This window comes from Streptomyces cellostaticus (assembly GCF_001513965.1).
GTDB lineage: Bacteria > Actinomycetota > Actinomycetes > Streptomycetales > Streptomycetaceae > Streptomyces > Streptomyces cellostaticus.
Window position 1 is genome coordinate 248,361 of record NZ_KQ948015.1, and the last position, 21,567, is coordinate 269,927.

Genomic DNA, 21,567 nt, shown 5'->3' on the forward strand with positions numbered 1-21,567 from the left:
AATGTCCGCGCCATTTCACCCCCACCGGCGTCCCCTCACCCAAAGGCCTCCATGACTCCTCCCGCTCCCCTCTCTCATCCGCTGCCCGTCCGTAAGGCGCCGTCCGTGCCCGCGCCACCCTGCGTTGGCGTGGCACGGAGAACCTCTCCCGGTGTGACAGCGGTACGACTCCCCGGCCTCCGTGCGGCACGCCTCCCCCGGCTCGCCCGGCGCATCCCCGTGCGGCAGCTGCTGTGCCTGCTTCCGCTCCTGCTCGTCGCGCTCGTCGCGGTGCAGCACAGGTCGGTGCTCGTCGAGGGCTTCGGCCAGCTGCGGACCGCCTCGTGGCCCTGGCTGCTGGCGGCGGCCGGCGCCACCTGTCTGACGTGGGTGGCCGCGGCCTTCACCCGGCAGGGCGCCGTCGTCCAGCCGCTGCCCCGGTGGCGGCTGCTGGCCACGCAGTTCGCGGCGGGCTCGGCCAACCACCTGCTGCCGACGGGGCTGGGCGCGGGCGCGGTCAACCTGCGGTTCATGACCGTGTGCGGGGTGCCGCTCGCCCGCTCCTCCGCCGCGCTCGCGCTGTACCTGCTCGCCGAGTCGGTCGGCCGGCTGAGCCTGCTGGCCGCGCTGCTGCTGGTCTTCCCCGACGCGCTGCGGCTCGGCACCCTGCTGCCCGCCGGGGACGTCGGACCGGTGCTGTCCGTCGCGGGCGCGGTGCTGGCCGTGGCGGTGGCCGCGCTGGCAGTCGTACGACGCCTGCGCGCGGCCGTGCTCGGCTTCGTGCGCACCGCCCTGGGCGAGGCCCGCTCGGTGCACACGCGTCCGGCCCGGGCGCTGGCCCTGTGGGGCGGGTCGCTCGCCTTCCCCGCGCTTCAGGCGGCCGGCCTGGTGGCGGTGGGACAGGCGCTGGGGCTGCCGGTACCGCCCGCGCACATGGCGCTCGCGTATCTGGCCGCGACGGTCGCGGTGGCGCTGGTGCCCACGCCGGGCGGACTCGGCTCCGTCGAGGCCGCGCTGATCGTGGCCCTGGTCGCGGCGGGCGGCCCGGTGGCGGTGGCCACGGCGGTGGTGCTCGCCTACCGCATCATCACCGTCTGGGTACCGCTGGTGCCGGGGGCGTTGACGCTGGGGGCGCTGGTGCGGCTGAAGGTCATCTGAGGCAGAGTGGCTCTCCGAGCCGCAGCCTGAGAAGGAGTACCCGCCGTGCCGGTCCGCGTGGAGCGCAAGGAGCACGTCACCACGATCGTCCTGTCCCGTCCCGAGGTCCGCAACGCGGTGGACGGCCCGACGGCTGCGGAACTCGCCGCCGCATTCCGGGAGTTCGAGGCCGACGAGAACGCGCGGGTGGCGGTGCTGTGGGGTGAGGGCGGCACGTTCTGCGCGGGCGCCGACCTGAAGGCGATGGGCGGTGAGCGCGGCAACCGGGTCGCCGAGGACGGCGACGGGCCGATGGGCCCGACGCGGATGCGGCTGTCCAAGCCGGTCGTCGCTGCCGTCGCGGGGCACGCCGTGGCGGGCGGCCTCGAACTGGCCCTGTGGTGCGATCTCCGGGTCGCCGAGGAGGACGCCGTGTTCGGGGTGTTCTGCCGCCGCTGGGGCGTGCCGCTGATCGACGGCGGCACGGTACGGCTGCCCCGGCTGATCGGCACCAGCCGGGCCATGGACATGATCCTGACCGGCCGTCCGGTGCCGGCCCGTGAGGCGTACGAGACAGGCCTCGCCAACCGCCTGGTCCCCACGGGCCACGCCCGCGCAGCGGCCGAGGAGCTGGCGGCCGTCATCGCCCGCTTCCCGCAGGCCTGCCTGCGGGGCGACCGGGCCTCGGTGCTGGACCAGGAGGGGCTGGACGAGGAAACGGCCCTGCGGGGCGAACTCCGTTACGGCACCGGTGTGCTGGCCGAGGGGCTGGACGGGGCGGCACGCTTCGCCGGGGGTGCCGGGCGGCACGGGTCCTCCACGGATCTGTGAGCACGCCGGGGCTGACCGCCCAGGACCTCGATCGGAGTCACTCCCCGTCCGCCAGCCACTCCAGCACCGCACCGGCCGCCTGCGCCCCGTCCCGGGTCGCCGCCCTGGCACGCTGCCCGGGGTGCAGCACACCGCCGGAGGCGAAGACGCCCGGACGCGAGGTGTGCGGGCCCGTCGCCAGCTTGATGCCGGCCCGGCGGGCGAGTTCGTTGTCGGGGACGAAGTCGCCGGTGAAGACGACCGTGTCGCAGGGCAGGGTCGCGGTACGGCCGTCGCGGTGGCGGACGCGGACGCCGGACAGGCGGCCGTGGCCGAGGAGTTCGGCGACCGTGGTGTCCGTGAGGAGCGGGACACCATGCCGGAGGCGGGCCCACTGGGCGCGGGCACGTGCCGTCCCGGCCCGCGGGTGTTCCGTGACCAGGGCGACGACGTCGGCCCCGGCGGCACGGACGGTGTCGGCCGCCGCGTACGACACGTCCTGCGCACCGACCACCACCGCCCGGGTGCCGATCGAATGCCCGAACAGGTGGACCGCCTGCTGGAGTTCGCCGGTGGTGTAGACACCGGCGGGCCGGGTGCCGGGCACCAGCCGGGCCGCGCGGGGGCGTTCGCGGGAGCCGGTGGCCAGGACGACGGCACCGGCGTCGATCGTCTCGGGGCCCTGCGGACTGACCGTGGCAAGCGTGCGCGTGCCCACCCAGTCGAGCACCGTCACCCCACTGCGCACCACGGCCCCGGCGCGCGTGGCGCCCCGCGTGAGCAGACGGGCGTACCCGGGGCCGGTCAGCGGGTGTACCCAGGTGCCGAAGCCGCCGTGGGCGCAGTGCCGTGGCACTCCCCCGGGCTGTGCCTCCCGGTCCAGCACCTCGACCCGGCCGGCACCGGCGGCGGCCAGGCGGGCCGCGGCCGCCAGTCCGGCGGGACCGGCGCCGACGACGAGGACGTCGACCCGGCGTACGGCGCGTCCCGCGGTCATGTGCGGGCCTCCTCGAACAGCTGCCGTACCGCCGCGCCGCAGTAGAAGCCCTGGCAGCGGCCCGCCCGGGCGCGGGTGCGGCGGCGCAGGCCGTCCAGGGTGCGCGGCGGGATCGTACTGGCGAGGGCGTCGCGGATCTCGCCGCGGGAGACGCGCTCGCAGTGGCAGACGAGGGTGCCGTACTCCGGGTCGGCGGCGATGAGTTCGAGCCGCCGGCAGGGGCGCGGGAACGCCTCCCCGAGGTTGGGCATGGACACGGGGTCCGGTTCCCGCGTCGGGCCGAGGTCGAGCCCGGTGTCGGCCAGCAGGGCCGCGACGTGGGCGGCGATGGCCATGGACGCGGTCAGGCCGGTGGAGCGGATGCCGCCCACGGTGACGTACGCCTGCTCGGGGTGGGCGGTGATGCGGTAGTCCTCGTGCTCGGTGGCCGCGCGCAGCCCGGCGTAGACGGCGGTGACCTCCTCGTCCAGCAGTGCGGGCAGGATACGGCCGCCCTTCTCCCGCAGCAGGGCGATGCCCTCGGCGGTGGAGCCGGTGGCCCGTTTGTCGTGCAGGTCCTCGGCGGTGGGTCCGAGCAGGACGTTGCCGTGGACGGTGGGGGCGATCAGGACGCCCTTGCCGAGGGCGGTCGGGACGGGGAGGAGGATGTGCCGGACCAGGGAGCGGGCGAGCTTGTCGTGGACGATCAACTGGCCGCGGCGCGGGGTGACGGTGAAGTCGTCGTGGCCGAGGGCCCGGTCGAGGGTGTCGGCGTGCAGGCCTGCCGCGTTGACCAGGTGGCGGGTGTGCAGGGTGCCCCTGGAGGTGGTCAGGCGGTGGCCGTCCGCGCTCCGGCTCACCCCGTGCACCCGGGTGTTCAGGTGCAGGTCGACGCCCGCGCGGACCGCCTGGGTGGCGTACGCCAGGGTCGTCGTCCAGGGGCAGATGATGCTCTCGCCGGGCACGTGGAGGGCGCCGAGCGCGCCGGGGCCGAGGTGCGGCTCGCGGGCGTACAGCTCGTCGGCGCCGAGGAGCCGGATGTCCGGGCAGTCGTTGCGCTCGGACTTCTCGGCCAGGCGCGGCAGGGCAGCCAGCTGGTCCTCGTCCCAGGCGACGAGCAGGGCGCCGACCCGTTCGACGGGGATGCCGGACTCGGCGGCGTAGGCGGCCAGCCGCCGGGAGCCCTCGCGGACCAGCCGGGCCTCCAGAGAATCCGGAGTCGCGTCGAAACCGGTGTGCAGGATCGCGGTGTTGGCCTTGGAGGTGCCCTGGCCGACGTCGTCCTGAGCCTCGACCACGGCGAGGCGCAACCCGGGACGGCGGGCGAGTTCACGAGCGACAGCGCAGCCGACCACACCGGCGCCGACGACCGTCACGTCGTACACCCGCTCAGGCAGCGCCCCCTCGGCGGTGACCGTCATGAGCCGAGCAGGGCGGCGACCGCGGTACGGAAGCCGGTGTGCAGGATCGCGGTGTCGGCCTTGGAGGTGCCCTGGCCGACGTCGTCCTGAGCCTCGACCACGGCGAGGCGCAACCCGGGACGGCGGGCGAGTTCACGAGCGACGGCACAGCCGACCACACCGGCGCCGACGACCGTCACGTCGTACACCCGCTCAGGCAGCGCCCCCTCGGCGGTGACCGTCATGACCCGAGCAGGGCGGCGACCGCGGTACGGAAGCCGGCGAGGCGTTCGGCGGCCTGGTCGGCCGGGATGCGGGGTTCGTACACGGCGGCGGGCTTCCAGTCGGGCAGGGCGTCTTCCACGCTCAGCGTAGGGTCCGCGCCGAGCCGGGCGAGGGCGGCGGCGCCGAGCGCGGTGGCGTCGGGCAGCGCGGACACCTCGACGGGGCGTTGCAGGAGGTCGGCCTGGGTCTGCATGAGCAGGGCGGAGCGGGTCAAGCCGCCGTCGACGCGCAGCGCGTCGAGCGGGGTGCCGAGGTCGGCCTCGGCCGCCTCGGCCAGCTCGACCACCTGGGCCGCCAGGCCCTCGCACAGGGCGCGCACCACGTGTCCGGGTCCGGTGTCGAGGCCGAGCCCGGTCAGGGAGCCGCGCACCTCGCCGCGCCACCAGGGGGCGGCGAGCCCGGCGAGGGCGGGGACGAAGGTGACACCGCCGCTGTCGGGGACGGCGCCGCCGACCGGGTCGAGGTCGGCGGCCGAGGAGATGACGCCGAGGTCGGTGAGCCAGCGCACGGCCGAGGCGGCCGTGTAGACCTGCCCGTCGAGGCAGTAGCCGGTGTCTCCGGCGAGCCGCCAGGCGACGCAGCTCACCAGGCCGGACGTACCACGCCGGGGGGTGCCGCCGGTGTGCGCGAGCAGGAAAGCGCCCGTGCCGTAGGTGCACTTGGCGCCGCCCGGGCCGGTGATGCGCTGGGCGAGCAGGGCGGCCTGCTGGTCGACCGCGAGTCCCGTGAGCGGGATCTCGGGGCCGAACGCCCTTGTGCTGCCGATGGGTTGGGCGTTGTCGACCACCTGCGGGAGCTGTTCGGCCGACAGTCCGTAGGTCTCCAGTGCGCGCGGCGACCACTGAGCGTGGTCGAGGTCGAGGAGCTGGGTGCGGCCGGCGGTGGCCGCGTCGGTGACGAAGGCTCCGGTGAGGCGGTGGACCAGCCAGGCGTCGGAGGTGGTGACGACGCCCTCGCGGGTGAGGTGGCGGCGGATCCAGGCCATCTTGGGTGCGGCGAAGTACGGGTCCAGGGGCAGTCCGGTCAGCTGCCGCAACTCATCGGCGTGCGCGGCGAGTTCGCTGCAGACGCTGTCGGCGCGCCGGTCCTGCCACACGAGCGCGTCGGTCAGCGGGCGGCCGCTTGCCGGGTCCCAGGCGAGGACGGTCTCGCCCTGGTTGGCCAGGCCCATGGCCACGACGTCCTCGCCGGCCTCGGCGAGAGCGCGCTCACCGGCGTCCAGGACCGAGCCGTACAGCTCGGCCGGGTCCACCTCGACAAGGCCGCCGGGCAGGTAGCGGGGCGTCACGGCGGCGAACCCGGCGCCGAGGACCCCGCGTTCGGGGCAGACGACCAGGGCCTTGGTGCCGGAGGTGCCCTGGTCGACGGCGAGCACCGGCCCCGTCATCGCATCCTCCCGCACACCCCGTTGAAGATCGGCGCGAACAGCCTGCCGCCGGTCCGCGTCCGGCGTCAAGGCCGATCGGTCTGCGATCAACTGCCGGTCCATTTGGTTGAGTTGACAACAATAGCGAGGCCCAACCTCCGCCCCTATAGTGACCGCCGACCCGCACAAGCCCCTCAGCCAACGCCCAGAGGAGGGCTGTTGCTACCGCACCGCGCCACCCCGCCCGTCCGCTCGCGGACCGGGACGGGCGGCTGATGGCCAGAGAAGGAGCACGCCCCTCCTACGACCCCGCCGGCCACGACGGGGCCCTGCGCACCGCCCTCCAGGATCTGCGCACCGGGCGCTGGATGGCGATGCGCACCCTGCTCGCGGACACCCCGAGCTGGTGGCAGTGGACCCAGCGCACCCAGGTCCTCGCGGCCGCGGCGGCCGGTACCGACGTGGTGCGGGCCTGGCTCGCCGAGGAGCCTCACAGCGTGCCGGCCACGGTGATGCACGCCCGGGTCGGCGTGGAGCGGGCCCTGCGGGCGCAGCGCGAACGGCACCGCCGTACGCACGAGTTGTGGATCGAGGCGTGGGACGCCGCCCAGTCCGCCACCGAGGCCGCCCCGCACGACCCCGTGCCCTGGGTGTGTCTGCTGGCGTTGGCCCAGCTCGATCCCGAGCAGCGCTGGGAGGAGCACCGGGCGCCGCCGCCGGAGCCCATGCTGCCGCCGGGCCCCTGGGGACTGCTGGCCGAGGCCGGCCGGCGCGACCCGCACAACCGCGAGGCCCACCACCGCATGCTCCAGTTCCTGTACGCGATCGGTTCCTCGGACCGGCTCGCCGAGGCTGCGGGCTACGCCCAGTGGGCCGCGGCCTCGGCGCCGCCCGCCTCCGCGCTGCATCTGCTGCCGCTGTACGTGCGGGTCGAGCGCTACCGGCGCGGCAGCGGGCACGACGCGGCGCTCGACCTGCACTGGGTCGCGGAGGACGCGACCCGGGAGGCGCAGCGGGCGCTGCACTCCTGGTTCGAGCGGGCACCCCGGGCCGAACGCTCCCTGCTGGACCTCAACCACCTGGCCCACGCCCTGTGGGGTGCCCTCCGGTTCCCGGACGCGGCCCGGGTGTTCGACGCGATCGGCCCGTACTTCACGCCCCCGCCCTGGATGTACCGCACACCGGACCGGGCCCGTGCCGTGGAGGTCTTCCTGCAGGCCAGGGACCGCTGCCGCGCGGCTGCCGAGGACTCCGGCACCCACCCCTGACACCCCCCACTTCCCCGGAGGTCTCCGCATGTCCCCCGAGCCATCGCCCTCCCCACGGCTGCCGCAGCACGACGAGGAGCAGCGGCTGCGCGAGCTGGGCTACCGCCCGGTGCTGGCCCGCCGCATGGGCGGCTTCGGCAACTTCGCGATCAGCTTCTCGGTGATCTCGATCCTGTCCGGCTGCATGACCCTCTACGGCTTCGGCCTGGGCGCCGGCGGGCCCGCCGTGATGCTGTGGGGCTGGGCGGGCGTCGGCCTGTTCGTGCTGTGCGTGGGCCTCGCGCTCGCCGAGGTCACCAGCGCCTACCCGACCTCCGGCGCCCTGTACTACATGGCCGACCGGCTCGGCGGCCGCCGCTGGGGCTGGTACACGGGCTGGCTGAATCTGCTCGGTCTGCTCGGTGCGATCGCCGGCATCGACTACGGCGCCGCCCTGTTCACCGGCGCCTTCGCCAGCATCCAGTGGGGCTTCGAGCCGACCCCCGGCAAGACGATGCTGATCTTCTGCGCCATCCTGCTGCTGCACGCCGTGCTGAACCTGTTCGGCGTCCGCCTGGTCAGCCTGCTCAACTCGGTCAGCGTGTGGTGGCACCTGGCCGGTGTCGCGCTGATCGTCGGGTCGCTCGCGATCGTCCCGGACCACCACCGCTCGCCCTCCTTCGTGTTCACCAAGTTCGTCAACGACACGGGCTGGTCGAGTCCGCTCTATGTGGCGGCGATCGGCCTGCTGCTCGCCCAGTACACGTTCTCCGGCTACGACGCCTCCGCCCACCTCTCCGAGGAGACCTCCAACGCCTCGGTGTCCGCGGCGCGCGGCATCGTACGGTCCATCTGGGTGTCGTGGATCGCGGGCTTCGTGCTGCTCGCCGGTCTGTCCTTCGCCATCCAGGACTACGACGCCACGCGCACCACCGGCACCGGGGTGCCGCCCGCGCAGATCCTGCTCGACGGCCTCGGCACCGGCGGCGCGAGCGCGCTGCTGCTCGTCGTGATCACCGCCCAGCTGTTCTGCGGGAACGCCGAGGTCGCCGCGGCCAGCCGCATGGTGTTCGCGTTCAGCCGGGACGGCGCCCTGCCCGGCTCGCACCTGTGGCGGCGGGTCAGCAGCCGCACCCAGACCCCGGTGGCCGCGGTGTGGCTGTCGGTGGTCGTGGCCGGCGTCCTCGCCCTGCCGTCGCTGTACTCGGCGACGGCGTACGGCGCGGTCACCGCCATCAACGTCATCGGCATCACCCCCGCCTACGCCATCCCCGTGCTGCTGCGGCTGCGCGCGGGCGACCGTTTCCAGCCGGGTCCCTGGAACCTGGGCCGGTGGAGCAGGCCGGTCGGCTGGATCGCGGTCATCTGGGTGGCCTGTGTGACGGTGCTGTTCTGCCTGCCGCAGTCCTCTCCGGTCACCGTCGACACGATGAACTACGCGGCCGTGGCGCTCGTCGTCGTCCTGCTCCTGGCCAGCATCTGGTGGTACGTCGCCCGCCGCGCCTACGGCACGCCCACCACCGCCGCCTACGGCAGCGACCGCGACCAGGCCGAACTCGCGGACGGCATCGTCTGAACGGCGCGTTCCGAGCGCGGTCGAGGTACGAACTGGTGTTCCGGATACGGCAGGATGAAGGATCGCGCCGACCGCCCGTGACCGGGTGGGCGGCGCGATCGCACATTCCGGACATCGAGCAGGTGGCAACGTGACGAGACTTCACAGCGGGCTCTCCGCAGCAGCATTGCGTCCCGGAGGTGAGCGGTGAACCGCGCGCTGACCCTGGACGACCTCGTCCTCGCCGGGATCGCCCTGGCCGCGGGCCTGCTGCTGGCCTTCCTGTCCCGCACGCTGCTGCGCTGGCTGGCCAAGCACGCCAAGCGGACCAAGTGGAGCGGTGACGACGTCATCGTGGACGCGCTGCGCTCCGTCGTCCCGTGGGCGGCGATCGCGGGCGGCGCGTCGGCGGCCGCCGCGGTGCTGCCGCTGACCCGAACCGTCCAGCACCACGTCAACCAGACCCTCCAGGTGTGGCTGATCTTCGTGGTGACCCTGTCCGCGGCCCGGGTGATCGCGGGCCTGGTCCAGACGGTCACCCAGAGCCGCTCGGGAGTCGCGGGTTCGGCCACCATCTTCGTCAACATCACCCGGGTGCTGGTCCTGGCGATCGGCTTCCTGGTGGTACTGCAGACGCTCGGCATCTCCATAGCGCCCCTGCTCACCGCCCTCGGCGTCGGCGGTCTGGCCGTCGCCCTCGCCCTCCAGGACACGCTCGCCAACCTCTTCGCGGGCATCCACATCCTCGCCTCCAAGACCGTCCAGCCGGGCGACTACATCCGGCTGACCAGCGGCGAGGAGGGCTACGTCGTGGACATCAACTGGCGTCAGACGACGGTCCGCCAGCTGTCCAACAACCTGGTGGTCATCCCCAACAACCAGCTCGCCAAGACCAACATGACCAACTTCACGCGTCCCGAGCAGCAGTTGACGATCCTGGTGCAGGTGGGCGTGAGCTACGACAGCGACCTGGACCACGTCGAGCGGGTCACGACCGAGGTCATCGCCGAGACCATGACCGAGATCACCGGCGCCGTCCCGGACCACGAGCCCGCCATCCGCTTCCACACCTTCGGGGACTCGCGCATCGGGTTCACGGTGATCCTCGGCGTCGGTGAGTTCAGCGACCAGTACCGGATCAAGCACGAGTTCATCAAGCGCCTGCACCGCCGCTACCGCATGGAGGGCATCCGTATCCCGGCCCCGACCAGGACGGTGGCGCTGCAGCAGGGCGCGGTGGTGATTCCGCAGCAGCGCAGCGGGGAGGACCTGCCGTCGGGTTCGGCCGTGACCGATTAGCGGCTCCGGGTCGTCCGTTCAGCCGTCGCCGGTGTGGCAGCACGAACCGCGCCGCAAGGTGTGGGCGACCTCGAGCCAGGTGGTGTCCCGGGGCGCGGGGTGATCGCGGTGCTCGTGCACGGCTGTCAGGTCGCTCTGCCGGTGGAGGATGCCGTCCCGCACCACCAGCGGGGTGTCGACGAGGGTGGCGAAGTCGGTGAACGGATCGCCGTTGACGACGGTCAGATCGGCGATCCTGCCCTCCTGGACGGTGCCGAGGTCGCCGTCGAGTCCGAAGAGACGGGCCGGGACGGTCGTGGCGCAGTGCAGGGCCTCGGCCACGGTGAAGCCGTGGGCGTGCAGGGCGCGCAGGGCCAGGTGCAGGGACAACCCGACGGGAACCAGCGGGGCGTCGGTGCCGAGGGCGAGCACGGCACCGTGGGCGGCCAGCCGCCGGTAGTCGGCCATCTCCACGGCCAGGGCGGCGAGTTGATGCGCCGTGGGGGCGGTCTGGGCGCGGGCGCGCACGGAGGCCACGTCCCACGGCGGCATGAGCCGGCTCACCCGCGGATCGTCGGCGAGCCCGGGATCGGCGCCGAGGAGGGCCTGCGCGGTGAACGGGGTGATGACGAGGCGGAAGGAGCCGTCGGCGTACTGCTCGACCAGGTCCTGGTGGAGGTGCCCGAGGGGGGTCGTGGCATGCCCGTAGGGCAGTCGCTGGGTGGCTTGCAGATGGGTCGTCAGATCCTGGCCGGCCGACCGGCCGGGCGAGCACAGGTGGCTGCCGCTGGGCACGCCCAGCTCGTGCGCCGCCTCGGCGGCCTGGGCCATGACCTGCCCCGAGGCGCGCACATAGGTCTTGACGAAGTCGACGTCCAGGGCGGTGGCCCGCTGCAGAGTGCGTGCGACGCCGGCGCGGGTGCGGTGGGCCCGGCCCATGCTGTAGGCGGTGCGGGAGCCGTCGATGAGTTCCGCACAGGCGAGCTGGCGCGGGCCCAGACCGTGCCCGGTGCCGGCCGACTCGCGCAGCCGGACCGCCTCGTACAGCGGTCCGCCCAGGCAGGCGGTGGTGGTGATGCCGTAGGCGAGCGCGGTCAGGCCCTGCCGGGCGCCGTAGGTGGCGTTGTAGGGGTGGGTGTGGCTGTCGAACAGGCCGGGGACGACGGTCTGGCCCAGGGCGTCGACGGTGCGGTGACCCGGGCGGCGCGTCCGGTGGGGTTCCACGGCGGTGATGCGGTCGCCGCTGATGAGGATGTCGATGTCCCGGCGGGGAGCGGCACCGGTGCCGTCCCACAACTGCCCGGCGTGGATGCGCAGGTTGTCCCGCCGCGCCGCCGTGCGGGGGCGGGCAAAGAGACCGGCGGACAGGGTGCGCACGCCGTCAGCCGAGGAGCCCAGGGACATCAGGCGCAGCCGTCCGCAGGACAGGTACAGCAGCGTGCGCGAGTCGCCGGCCCAGCTGGGATGGTCGGCGGGCTCGTCGGTGAGTTGCCGGGCCGGACCCGCGGGCGTGCCGTCGGCGGTGACCGGCAGCAGCCACAGGACCGACTCGGCGACCAGGGCCATCCAGCGGCCGTCGGGGGACCACACCGGTCCGCAGGCGACGCGGTCCGACAGCGACTGGTGCGCGTCGGGCAGGTGGCGTTTCTCGGTACCGGTGCGGGTGTCGATGACACGGATGAGGTTGTAGCCCTCGCGGAAGCGGTGGTTCAGCCGGTTGCGGTCGCAGAAGGCCACGTACCGGCCGTCCGGTGACCAGGTCGGGGCCCCGGGCGGCCCGTCGGTGGCCAGCGGCCGGGCCACCACCCGCTCCTGACCGCTCGCCGGATCCCGCAGCAGCAGGTTTCCCGCGACGTCGTGGCAGGCCAGCAGGGAGCCGTCCGGCGACAGGGCCGGGTGCAGCCGTCCGCCGCCGGCCAGCAGCCGGTCGTCGCCGTCCTCCAGGCCGAACCGGTGCACCGCGGCCAGACCGTCCCGGTCGGTGCAGTACAACAGGCTGCGCCCGTCGGGCGCCCAGGCGGGCATCTGCACGTAGTGGACGGGCTCGCCCTGCAGGAGCTTGCGCGGCGCGCCGTCGACCGGCAGCAGCCACAGCGCGTTCAGCGCGACGAACGCCACCTGCCTCCCGTCCGGCGACAGGGCCGGCAGATGGATGCCGCGCACCGGGTCCGGCGCCGGGGAGCCGAGGGCGCGGGTCCTGGGCCGCCCCACGGGCCGGGGCACCTTGATCCGGGCGGTGAACGGCACGTCCACCACGGAGGGTTCGGCCAGGGTACGGATGCGGATGCGGCCGTCGGCGACGTGCAGCAGCCGGTCCTCGTCCAGCCAGCACGGCGGGGCCGCCGCGAGGTCCTCGTCCGCCGTGACGACGTGCCCGTCGACCATCAGCACCGCGTGCGTGGGCGGCAGGGACGGCGAGTCGCCCGTGCCGGACAGGTGCACATAGGCGATCCGGCCGCCCGGGGAGACGGACGGGCACAGCAGCCTGCCCTCCGTCACCGTGCGCACCACCTCCGCCGTGCCGCCGGTGGCGGGCACGCGGACGAGGGCGAGGCCGCCGTCGTTTCCGCCGTCCGGCCGGTGCGCGGCCCGTACGCAGACCAGCGACCGCCCGTCCGGCCACCACACCGGATCGAAGTCCTCGAAGTCCCCGCCGGTGACCCGGTGCAGCCGGCCGCTGTCCGCCTCCAGGGTCCACAGACCGAAGGAAGTGCCGGTGACGGCGTCGCCGCCGCGCTCGGACGAGAAGGCGATCCGGGTCCCGTCCGGTGACCAGGCCGCCCCGCGGTCGTCCCACGGCCCGTCGGTCAGCTGCCGCAGCTCGCTGCCGTCCGGCCGCATCGACCACAGGTGGAAGGCGCCACCGCGGTAGCCGCAGACGGCGAGCCGCTCACCGTCCGGCGACAGCGCCGGGCGGGTGGCCTCCAGCGACCAGTCCGTCAGCTGCCGGGCCGTCCCGCCGGCGCGAGGGACCTGCCACAGGACTCCCTGCACCTCCGCGATCAGCGCCGAGCCGTCGCGGCAGGCGGTGACCGATCCGCCGGTCGTCTCGCGGTAGGTGAGGACCTGATCCCCGGCGCGGGCGGCTCGCCGGCCCGCTGCCAGGGCCGGCGCCGGTGACACGGCAGCGGCCACTCCGGCGGCGGAGGCACCCAGGAAACCCCGACGGCTGACGAAGCCGAAGCCCATGTCCTTGCCCTTCCCTCCCACAGGAACACCCGGTCCGACCGGTGCAACGAGCGGCCGGGTGGTACGTGGCGGGACCGGGATCATCCGGAGGATTCCACGGCGGCACGGGAAGTGGTGAGGCGAAAGCGCGCCGTTGCGGCGGGTCCCCCGGCCCTACCGGGACCGAGGGCGAGGTGGCGGGCGGAGCCGGGCCCGGCTCCGCCCGCCGCCGCTGATCAGAGCGTGGCCGAATTCTCGTGCCAGTGGCCGCCGCGCCTGCTGTGCGGGGCCGCGAAGGACGAGCTGACCGGGTTCACCGTCCAGTCGGGGTGGCCGGGCATGCGCGGGGTCTTCGTGCCGTAGAGCCAGTCGCGCAGGAAGCCGGACTGGTCCTGGCCGGAGACCTCCGAGGCGACGTCGATGTAGTCGGCCGTGGTCGCGGAGAAGTTGCGGAACCGCTCCAGGAACGTGCGCTCGATGGTGCTGAAGGTGCTCTCGCCGACCAGCTGCCGCAGCGCGTACAGCACCAGCACGCCGCCCAGGTAGCGCTGGCTGTCGAAGAGGTTGGTCGCGTTGGGCGCGGCCACCGGTCCCGAGTCGTGGCGCCACTGGTCGCCGCGGGCGTAGGTGTCCTTCATCCGGGCCTCCATCGTGGTCAGGCCCAGCGAGTCGGCCCAGCCCCGCTCGTAGCGGTACAGCAGCCCGTATAAGTCGGCGTGGCCCTCGTTCAGCCACAGGTCGGCCCAGGTGGCGGGGCTGACCAGGTTGCCGAAGTACTGGTGGACCAGCTCGTGCATCATGTGCGAGCCGATCTTCTTCTCCTCCTGGAGCAGGAAGTTCGGCTTGTAGAGGGTGAGGGTCTGCGTCTCCAGGCCCGTGAAGTCGAAGGCCTTCGGGTCGTCGGAGTTGCACGGCAGCAGGCCGTATGCCTCGAAGGGGAACGCGCCCAGCCGGCCCTCCACCCAGGTCACCTGGCCGGGGGTGAGCGACAGCGCGGGCTCCAGGGCGGCGGCCCGCGCCTGGGGGACGATGTCGCGCACCGGCAGTCCGTGCGGTCCCTGCCGGTCCTTGACCACGTAGGCGCCGACGGTGACCTGGACCAGCTCCGTGGCCATCGGCGAGGCCGAGACGTACGAGTACGCCGTCCGGTCGCCGCTCAGCGTCTCGGTGCCGGTGAGCGTGCCGTTCGCCACCCCGCGCAGCCCGCCCGGCACGGTGATGCGGAAGGAGAAGTCCGCCTTGTCGGAGGGGTGGTCGTTGCACGGGAAGACGGTGTGCGCGGAGTTCGGCTGCGGGCAGACGGCGAAGCCGTCAGGCGTGGGCACCCACGCGGTGTGCGCGAGGGTGCGGCGCGGGTCGGCGGTGTACTCGACGCGGACCGTGACCCCCTTGTCCTCCGCGAGCGCCGTGGCCGGCGTGATCCGCAGCTTCTCGCCCGCCTGTGCGAATGTGGCGGCGGCGTCGGCGACGGTCACGGAACGTATGTCCAGGCCGAGGGCGTCCAGCGAGAAACGGCTCAGTGGCCGGTCGGGGTGGATCTCCAGGGTGGCGATCGCGTCGACCGTCTTGGCCGTGGCGTCGTACGTGAAGTCCAGGTGATAGGACGAGACGCGGTATCCCTTGTTGCCGAGGGAGGGGAAGACGGGGTCGCCGAGGGTCTCGGGGCCGGCAACCGCCGCGGTCCTGCGGGCCGCCGTACGGCCGGCGCTCCCCGCCGCGGAGGGTGCCGCCTCGGCCGGCGTCCCCGCCGCCAGCGCCGCCGCCGTACCTATCAGGGCGGCCGGGGCCGTCACTCTGGTGCGATATCTCATGGTTCGCTTTCGCTTGGGCGGCCGGCTGGTCAGGTCCGGCCGCCGGTCAGTGGGCGATCGCTTGTCATGACCACAAGAACGGGGCTTCGGTTGCACAGGATCCGGGATTCGGTTGCACCCGTGTGGAACTTTTCGAGCCAGGACCCCTGTCGAGCCGATCCTGCTGACGAGATATCTTGATGTCGAGCAATGTTGCAGACGTGGAGCGGAGCACCCGGTGACTGACTCGACCATCATCTACACCTACACAGACGAGGCCCCGGCCCTGGCGACGCATTCGTTCCTGCCGGTGATCCAGGCGTACGCCTCGCAGGCCGGTGTGCCCGTGGCGACCCGCGACATCTCGCTGGCCGGGCGCATCATCGCCCACTTCCCGGAGTACCTGAACGAGGACCAGCGCATCCCGGACGCGCTGGCCGAGCTGGGCGAGCTGGCCAAGACGCCCGAGGCCAACATCGTCAAGCTGCCGAACATCTCGGCGTCCATCCCGCAGCTGAGGGCCGCGGTCGCCGAGCTGCAGGGCAAGGGCTACGCGCTGCCGGACTACCCGGACGACCCGAAGACCGACGAGGAGCGCGAGATCCGCGCCCGCTACGACAAGGTCAAGGGCTCCGCCGTGAACCCGGTCCTGCGTGAGGGCAACTCCGACCGCCGGGCCCCCGCCTCGGTGAAGAACTACGCCAAGACCCACCCGCACCGCATGGGCGCCTGGAGCTCCGACTCCAAGACCAACGTGGCGACCATGGGCGAGAACGACTTCCGCTCCACCGAGAAGTCCGTGGTGATCTCCGAGGCCGGCAAGCTCAGGATCGAGCTGGTCGGCGAGGACGGCACCACCACCGTCCTGAAGGAGTCCGTACCGGTCCTCGAGGGCGAGGTCATCGACGCCTCGGTGCTGCACGTCGCCGAGCTGAACAAGTTCCTCGCCGCGCAGGTCGCCCGCGCCAAGGAAGAGGGCGTCCTGTTCTCCGTGCACCTGAAGGCCACGATGATGAAGGTCTCCGACCCGATCATCTTCGGCCACGTGGTGCGCGTCTTCTTCCCGAAGACGTTCGCGAAGTACGGCGAGACGCTCGCCGCGGCCGGTCTGACCCCGAACGACGGTCTGGGCGGCATCCTCAAGGGCCTGGAGAACCTGCCCGAGGGCGCCGAGATCAAGGCCTCCTTCGACGCCGAGCTGACCGAGGGCCCGGCCCTCGCCATGGTCGACTCCGACAAGGGCATCACCAACCTGCACGTCCCCTCGGACGTCATCGTCGACGCCTCCATGCCGGCGATGATCCGCACCTCCGGCCACATGTGGGGCGCGGACGGCCAGGAGCACGACACCCTCGCCGTCATCCCGGACTCCTCCTACGCCGGTGTCTACCAGGCCGTCATCGAGGACTGCCGGGCCAACGGCGCCTACGACCCGTCCACCATGGGCTCGGTCCCGAACGTCGGTCTGATGGCGCAGAAGGCCGAGGAGTACGGCTCCCACGACAAGACCTTCGAGATCCCGGCCGCGGGCACGGTCCGCCTGGTCGACGGGGCCGGCAACGTCCTGATCGAGCAGCCGGTCGGCCAGGGCGACATCTTCCGCGCCTGCCAGACCAAGGACGCCCCGATCCGCGACTGGGTCAAGCTGGCCGTCACCCGCGCCCGCGCCACCGGCGACCCGGCCGTGTTCTGGCTGGACGAGGGCCGCGCCCACGACGCCAACCTGATCGCCAAGGTGCAGCAGTACCTGCCGGAGCACGACACCGAGGGCCTGGACATCAAGATCCTGTCCCCGGTCGAGGCCACCAAGCTGTCGGTGGAGCGCATCCGCCGCGGCGAGAACACGATCTCGGTGACGGGCAACGTCCTGCGTGACTACCTGACCGACCTGTTCCCGATCCTGGAGCTGGGCACCAGCGCCAAGATGCTGTCGGTCGTCCCGCTGATGGCGGGCGGCGGCCTGTTCGAGACGGGCGCCGGCGGCTCCGCGCCGAAGCACGTCCAGCAGCTGGTCAAGGAGAACTACCTGCGCTGGGACTCGCTCGGCGAGTTCTTCGCGCTCGTCCCCGCCTTCGAGCAGTACGCGACGGCCACCGGCAACGCCCGTGCCCAGGTCCTCGCCGACACCCTCGACCGCGCCACGGCGACCTTCCTCAACGAGGACAAGTCCCCGACCCGGCGCGTCGGCGGCATCGACAACCGCGGCAGCCACTTCTTCCTGTCCCTGTACTGGGCGCAGGAGCTGGCGCAGCAGACCGACGACGCCGACCTGGCCAAGGCCTTCGCCCCGTTCGCCGAGACCCTCGCGGCGAACGAGCAGACGATCGTCGACGAGCTGATCGCCGTCCAGGGCTCCCCGGCCGACATCGGCGGCTACTACCAGCCGGAGAAGGCCAAGGCGGACGCGGTCATGCGCCCGTCGACCACGTGGAACGAGACCCTCGCGTCCCTGAGCTGACGCCTGCGGCGCCTGAGCCGCAGCCGTGAGTGAGACTCCGCCCCGGTCGGTGCCCCCGGCCGGGGCGGAGTCATGCCCGGGAACCGTGAGCCGCGCCACCGGGTGGCCAAGTCGCCGCCTGTCTCCTCGCGGGCCACGGTCTCGTCGCTCCCGGCCGCCTCTCCAGAAAGGGGTGCCCGGCCACCCGGGAATCGCTGATCGGCATGCTCCCGCCCGCCCTCGTTCGGTGCTGGTGTGACACTTTGATCCTGCACCACGCCACTGACAACGCCCTTGGAGCAGCCCGTGACCGAGCCCGTCCCCTCGTACGAACTCCTCCCCGGCGCCGCCGAGTCGCCCGTACTGCTGCACGTGCCGCACAGCGCCCGGGCGATACCCGAAGACGTGCGCCAGGGGATCCTGCTCGACGACGCGGCGCTCGAACGGGAGCTGGACCACATCACCGACGCGCACACCGACCGGATCGCCGAGCGGGCCGCCGGGCTGGCCGGGATCACCCCCTGGCGGTTCGTCAACCGGCTGTCGCGGCTGGTCGTGGACCCGGAGCGGTTTCCGGACGAGCGGGAGGAGATGCTCGCCGTGGGGATGGGGGCCGTGTACACCCGGACCACGCACCGGGGCGAGCTGCGTCCCGCGGAGACGGATCCCGGGCCGCTGGTCGAGCGGTACTTCCGGCCGTACGCGCGGGCGATGACCGAGGCGGTGGCCGGGCGGCTCGCCGCGACCGGGCGGGCCGTGGTGATCGATGTGCACTCCTATCCGGCCGAGCCGCTGCCGTACGAGCTGCACGCGGCGGGAGAGCGCCCGGCCGTGTGCCTCGGCACGGACGCCTTCCACACGCCGCCGGACCTGCGGGAGGCGGCGCGGACGGCGCTGGCGGAATGCGGGGAGACGGGCTTGGACAGCCCGTTCAGCGGGACCTACGTGCCGCTGGAGTACTACGGGCGGGACCGGCGGGTGAGCGCCCTGATGGTGGAGATCCGCCGGGACACGTACATGGCCGAGCCCGGCGGACCGGCCGGACCGGGGCTGGAGCAGCTGGCCGCCGCCTTGGCCTCGCTCGTGGACGCCGTCTAGGCCCGCCGGAGCGGTTCGCGGTCGCCGCGGCCGCGCTCGGGGACGCTGTACGGGGCTCCGGCCGGAACACCATGCGTGGCGAAGGGTGGGCGTGGCTTGTCACCCGGTACGAGGACGTGAAGCTGGTCAGCAACGATCCACGGTTCAGCCGGGCCGAGGTGACCTGCCGTCAGGTGACCCGGCCAGCCCCGGACTTCGCGCCCCGGCCCTGCCACGGACCGGCGGTGACGCACGAGCTGCTGCGCCACATCCCGCACCGCAGCACGGTCCGGCTCGCCCGGATCGCACTGGAGGACGTGGAGCCTGCCGACCACCGGATCGCCGCGGGCGAGCCGGTGTACGTCACCTGCCTCGCCGCCCACCGCGACCCGAATGGCGATGATCCCCGGACCCTGCCCGTCACCCGGTGACCGGGGTCAGGCCCGCAGCCACTCCGTGACGATCACCTCGCCGCCGGCCCGCAGTCGCAGTGCGAACGGGCCGGCGGGCGGTGTGTCGCTGGTGAAGCGGCCCAGGGTGTCGACGGTGACCGGCCGGGCCGTCTGCGGGCCGCCCAGCACCTCGATGCGTGCCGACTGCGGCGGCAGCACCTGACCGATCAGCCCCTCCCCGGTGACCTCGACGTCGACGGTCACAGCGCCCGCGCGGAAGGTCAGCATCCGGGGGGCGTCCGGCACTCCCCTGACCGGCAGCGCGTCCACGAGCGAGTCGAAGGTCAGCTCGGCGATCCGGGCGTCCAGGTCGTGCAACGCATAGGCGTCGAGCGCGAGTTGGAGCAGCGCGGCGGGGACGGGATCCAGGACGGTGGCCGCCTGCCGCAGCTCCTCCTCCAGCAGATCACCGTCGAACCCGGATGCCTCGAAGTCCCCTTCGGGGATGCCGCTTTCGTCCATGCCGCTCACACCGCCCCCCGTGCGTCCATCCGGGCCCGCAGCCGGCGCAGGCAGCGCTGGCGCAGCGGTCCGATACTGCCGACCGCGATGCCGAGCGCGGCCGACACCTCCAGATAGCTGGGCGGTGGCGAGGACATCAGCACCCGCAGTAACTTCCTGCACCGGTCGCCGAGGGCCTCGAACTCCTGCCACAGCCGGCGGATGCGCTCGGCCTCGACCGCCTCCTCCTCGGAGTCGATCAGCGTCTGCTCCGGCGTCCGGTCCTCGCTGGCCCGGTCCAGCACCTGCGGGTCGTCGGTCAGCGTCAGCCGCGTCAGCCCTTTGAGCACCTTCAGGCACTCATGACGGGCCGTACTGGCCAGCCAGGAACCCGCCTTGTCGGGTTCCCGGAGGCGGCCCAGGTGCTGGGCGAAGCGGAACCACACGGTCTGGTAGACCTCGTGCGCGTCGGCGTCGGAGAGCCGGTGTGCGCGCACGACCGACCACACCAGCGGGCTCAGCCCTTCCACCAGCGCTTTCCAGGCCGCGGCGTCCCCGTCGACGGCGGACCTGGCCAGCGCGCCGACCTCTGTACGGTCCACGGCTCCACCCCTCGTGTACGGCACGTCATCGTACGCCGTGGAGCGAAGGATTCCGGCCCTCATGCGGGCGGACCCGGGATCAGGACCGGAACCGGGCGCCAGGTGGGCGGGCGCAGCGCCTGGACGTGCGCCCCGCGCACATCGGCCCGGTCCGTGGTGGAGGCGAGCAGTTGCGCGCGGGCGGCACGCGGGGCGCTCTCCTTGTGTGCCGTCATATGGGCGGCGACGAGCCCGGCGACCACGGGGGTGGCGAAGGAGGTGCCGCTCCACTGCGCCAGGCCGTCGAACATCACCTGGTCCGGCTTGGCCGAGGTGCTCTCCCCTGCCTCGCTCAGCATGCCCGTGTGGCGCGGGTACCGGCAGGTGCAGGCGTAGCTGAAGCCGTACCGGCAGGCGTCGTAGGTGGAGTGCTGGTAGACGTAGGGCACGGGGGTGTCGAAGCCGGTGAGGGCGCTGGTCAGGCGCTCGCCGGGGGCGTAGACGCGCACCCAGGGACCGTGGTTGCTGAAGCAGGCACCGGAAGCGCCGTCCCCGCGCAGCGCGCCGACCGACAGCACACTGTCCTCGTACTCGGGCAGGGTGGCGTAGGCGGCCGGCCAGAACGGGTCGTCGCTGGCGTTGTTGCCGGCGGCGGCCACCAGCAGGGTGCGCTGCTCGCGCAGTTCCCGCATGAACGCGTCCAGGCCGATGAGACCGTCGGCGGACCCGTTGGAGGTGCCCGCGGAGAGGCTGAGGATGTCCGGCCAGCCGCCCTCGTCGACGGCCTCGAAGAGCTTGGCGCCGAACTCGGACTCCAGGACGGCACCCGCGTCGTTGAGCGTGCCCCGCACCGTCACGTCGGTGTTGGGTGCGACGGCGGCGAGGATCCCGGCGATGAACGTGCCGTGGCCGACGTACTGCCTCAGCACTCCGTCGGCGCCGGTCTCGCTCACCTGGGCATCGCCCGTGGTGTGGGCGAGGAGCGGGTAGGACGCGTGGTCGCGCACGAGACCGGTGTCGATGACGAGGACGCCGACGGCGGTGTCCGGGTCGTACGGGTCCTCCGCCGCCGCGGGGTTGGGTGGCTCGCTGCGTGGCGCGGGCACCGGCTCGTCGCCGGGACAGGCGTTGACCGCGATGTGCACGACGTGGTTGCGGCTGACCAGCCGACGTCCGTGCCGTCCCTCGGCCTCGGCGAGGGCGCCCAGCGCGTGCGGGACGACGTCGTCGCCCTCGGCCGGGTCGCCGACCCGGATCCGGGTGACGCCGGTGCGGTTGGTGTCCGGGCCGACCCGGCGCACGTGGTCGGGGACGAGTCCCCGGGTGTCGGTGAAGTGGGTGCGCACGGTGTCCTCGACCAGGCGGGCCTCCTCGCCGTCGCGGGCGAGGACGACACCCTTCTCGTAGAGGAACCCCGCGGAGTCGTCCGGTCCCATCGCCAGCGGGACGTCGGGCATCGAGCGCTGGATGTGGCCGAATTGCTCATGGAATCGCTGAGGTGCCATGGTGTGTCCTCCCCCTGAGGCGGTGTACGACAGTCAGAGTCGCCCGACGACCGATTGATACAGCCCGCAAGTACGGCCGGTAC

The 21,567-nt window shown here is 73.1% G+C and carries 15 protein-coding genes and 3 pseudogenes; 9 read left to right on the forward strand and 9 right to left on the reverse strand.

Going from position 1 to position 21,567, the window contains the following annotated elements; all coding sequences use genetic code 11:
* The first annotated feature begins 153 nt into the window (after positions 1-153).
* Together AQI88_RS01060 and AQI88_RS01065 are read left to right on the forward strand one after the other, a co-directional pair.
* Positions 154-1,137 carry a lysylphosphatidylglycerol synthase transmembrane domain-containing protein gene (locus AQI88_RS01060; RefSeq protein ID WP_244184004.1) on the forward strand — a complete coding sequence of 328 codons (984 nt, stop codon included), beginning with the start codon at positions 154-156 and terminating at the stop codon, positions 1,135-1,137.
* Between the two features lie 45 nt (positions 1,138-1,182).
* The gene (locus AQI88_RS01065) at positions 1,183-1,947 is read left to right on the forward strand and encodes a crotonase/enoyl-CoA hydratase family protein (RefSeq protein ID WP_066990211.1); all 765 of its coding nucleotides are present in this window, start codon (positions 1,183-1,185) and stop codon (positions 1,945-1,947) included.
* Positions 1,948-1,990: 43 nt separating this feature from the next.
* Here the strand turns inward: AQI88_RS01065 and AQI88_RS01070 are convergent.
* From AQI88_RS01070 to AQI88_RS01085, 4 genes and pseudogenes are all read right to left on the reverse strand, one after another.
* Positions 1,991-2,923 (reverse strand): annotated as a pseudogene (locus tag AQI88_RS01070) (FAD-dependent oxidoreductase); the annotation flags it as partial.
* Positions 2,920-4,323 carry an FAD-dependent oxidoreductase gene (locus AQI88_RS01075; RefSeq protein ID WP_066990217.1) on the reverse strand — a complete coding sequence of 468 codons (1,404 nt, stop codon included), beginning with the start codon at positions 4,321-4,323 and terminating at the stop codon, positions 2,920-2,922. The gene AQI88_RS01075 and the pseudogene AQI88_RS01070, both read right to left, overlap by 4 nt.
* Positions 4,320-4,547, reverse strand: a complete 228-nt coding sequence (locus tag AQI88_RS01080; protein ID WP_066990220.1) for an FAD-dependent oxidoreductase — start codon at positions 4,545-4,547, stop codon at positions 4,320-4,322. The genes AQI88_RS01075 and AQI88_RS01080 overlap by 4 nt, the downstream gene beginning before the upstream one ends.
* A complete protein-coding gene (locus AQI88_RS01085; RefSeq protein WP_066990223.1) occupies positions 4,544-5,974 on the reverse strand; it encodes an FGGY family carbohydrate kinase in 1,431 nt (476 codons plus the stop codon). The genes AQI88_RS01080 and AQI88_RS01085 overlap by 4 nt, the downstream gene beginning before the upstream one ends.
* Before the next feature lie 254 nt (positions 5,975-6,228).
* On the opposite strand from AQI88_RS01085, the gene AQI88_RS01090 reads away from it, so the two are divergent.
* From AQI88_RS01090 to AQI88_RS01100, 3 genes are all read left to right on the forward strand, one after another.
* The gene (locus tag AQI88_RS01090) at positions 6,229-7,221 is read left to right on the forward strand and encodes a hypothetical protein (RefSeq protein WP_066990226.1); all 993 of its coding nucleotides are present in this window, start codon (positions 6,229-6,231) and stop codon (positions 7,219-7,221) included.
* 28 nt (positions 7,222-7,249) lie between these two features.
* Positions 7,250-8,776, forward strand: coding sequence for an amino acid permease (locus tag AQI88_RS01095; protein WP_066990229.1), 1,527 nt, complete (start codon positions 7,250-7,252; stop codon positions 8,774-8,776).
* Between the two features lie 186 nt (positions 8,777-8,962).
* On the forward strand, positions 8,963-10,054 hold the full coding sequence (locus tag AQI88_RS01100; RefSeq protein WP_066990232.1) for a mechanosensitive ion channel family protein: 1,092 nt from the start codon (positions 8,963-8,965) through the stop codon (positions 10,052-10,054).
* Between the two features lie 18 nt (positions 10,055-10,072).
* On the opposite strand, the gene AQI88_RS01105 is transcribed toward AQI88_RS01100, so the two are convergent.
* Together AQI88_RS01105 and AQI88_RS01110 are read right to left on the reverse strand one after the other, a co-directional pair.
* On the reverse strand, positions 10,073-13,222 hold the full coding sequence (locus tag AQI88_RS01105; protein WP_066990235.1) for an amidohydrolase family protein: 3,150 nt from the start codon (positions 13,220-13,222) through the stop codon (positions 10,073-10,075).
* A 215-nt stretch (positions 13,223-13,437) separates the two neighbouring features.
* A complete protein-coding gene (locus AQI88_RS01110) occupies positions 13,438-15,012 on the reverse strand; it encodes a M1 family metallopeptidase (RefSeq protein ID WP_066990238.1) in 1,575 nt (524 codons plus the stop codon).
* A 217-nt stretch (positions 15,013-15,229) separates the two neighbouring features.
* Here AQI88_RS01110 and AQI88_RS01115 point away from each other — a divergent pair, with 217 nt between their 5' ends.
* The 4 genes and pseudogenes from AQI88_RS01115 to AQI88_RS49275 form a co-directional block, all read left to right on the forward strand.
* The gene (locus AQI88_RS01115) at positions 15,230-17,449 is read left to right on the forward strand and encodes an NADP-dependent isocitrate dehydrogenase (RefSeq protein WP_066990241.1); all 2,220 of its coding nucleotides are present in this window, start codon (positions 15,230-15,232) and stop codon (positions 17,447-17,449) included.
* A gap of 285 nt (positions 17,450-17,734) precedes the next feature.
* Complete coding sequence (locus AQI88_RS01120) at positions 17,735-18,526, forward strand: N-formylglutamate amidohydrolase (protein ID WP_066990244.1); 792 nt, start codon at positions 17,735-17,737, stop codon at positions 18,524-18,526.
* A gap of 77 nt (positions 18,527-18,603) precedes the next feature.
* A pseudogene (locus tag AQI88_RS48960) lies at positions 18,604-18,735 on the forward strand (cytochrome P450); the annotation flags it as partial.
* Between the two features lie 24 nt (positions 18,736-18,759).
* A pseudogene (locus AQI88_RS49275) lies at positions 18,760-18,900 on the forward strand (cytochrome P450); the annotation flags it as partial.
* 42 nt (positions 18,901-18,942) lie between these two features.
* Here AQI88_RS49275 and AQI88_RS01130 read toward each other — a convergent pair.
* The 3 genes from AQI88_RS01130 to AQI88_RS01140 are packed head-to-tail and all read right to left on the reverse strand — an operon-like array spanning position 18,943 to position 21,484.
* Positions 18,943-19,419 carry a hypothetical protein gene (locus AQI88_RS01130; protein ID WP_066990250.1) on the reverse strand — a complete coding sequence of 159 codons (477 nt, stop codon included), beginning with the start codon at positions 19,417-19,419 and terminating at the stop codon, positions 18,943-18,945.
* 5 nt (positions 19,420-19,424) lie between these two features.
* Positions 19,425-20,063, reverse strand: coding sequence for an RNA polymerase sigma factor (locus AQI88_RS01135; protein ID WP_208615689.1), 639 nt, complete (start codon positions 20,061-20,063; stop codon positions 19,425-19,427).
* Positions 20,060-21,484 carry a S8/S53 family peptidase gene (locus tag AQI88_RS01140; protein WP_066990256.1) on the reverse strand — a complete coding sequence of 475 codons (1,425 nt, stop codon included), beginning with the start codon at positions 21,482-21,484 and terminating at the stop codon, positions 20,060-20,062. Before AQI88_RS01140 ends, AQI88_RS01135 begins: the two co-directional genes overlap by 4 nt.
* Positions 21,485-21,567: the final 83 nt, after the last annotated feature.

What these genes read in the sequence shown, in the direction of transcription:
- AQI88_RS01130 (WP_066990250.1), bottom strand. Translation starts at nt 19,419, where the DNA reads ATGGACGAAAGCGGCATCCCCGAAGGGGACTTCGAGGCATCCGGGTTC.
- AQI88_RS01110 (WP_066990238.1), bottom strand. Translation starts at nt 15,012, where the DNA reads ATGAGATATCGCACCAGAGTGACGGCCCCGGCCGCCCTGATAGGTACG.
- AQI88_RS01105 (WP_066990235.1), bottom strand. Translation starts at nt 13,222, where the DNA reads ATGGGCTTCGGCTTCGTCAGCCGTCGGGGTTTCCTGGGTGCCTCCGCC.
- AQI88_RS01075 (WP_066990217.1), bottom strand. Translation starts at nt 4,323, where the DNA reads ATGACGGTCACCGCCGAGGGGGCGCTGCCTGAGCGGGTGTACGACGTG.
- AQI88_RS01095 (WP_066990229.1), top strand. Translation starts at nt 7,250, where the DNA reads ATGTCCCCCGAGCCATCGCCCTCCCCACGGCTGCCGCAGCACGACGAG.
- AQI88_RS01135 (WP_208615689.1), bottom strand. Translation starts at nt 20,063, where the DNA reads ATGAGGGCCGGAATCCTTCGCTCCACGGCGTACGATGACGTGCCGTAC.
- AQI88_RS01090 (WP_066990226.1), top strand. Translation starts at nt 6,229, where the DNA reads ATGGCCAGAGAAGGAGCACGCCCCTCCTACGACCCCGCCGGCCACGAC.
- AQI88_RS01140 (WP_066990256.1), bottom strand. Translation starts at nt 21,484, where the DNA reads ATGGCACCTCAGCGATTCCATGAGCAATTCGGCCACATCCAGCGCTCG.
- AQI88_RS01080 (WP_066990220.1), bottom strand. Translation starts at nt 4,547, where the DNA reads ATGACGGTCACCGCCGAGGGGGCGCTGCCTGAGCGGGTGTACGACGTG.
- AQI88_RS01085 (WP_066990223.1), bottom strand. Translation starts at nt 5,974, where the DNA reads ATGACGGGGCCGGTGCTCGCCGTCGACCAGGGCACCTCCGGCACCAAG.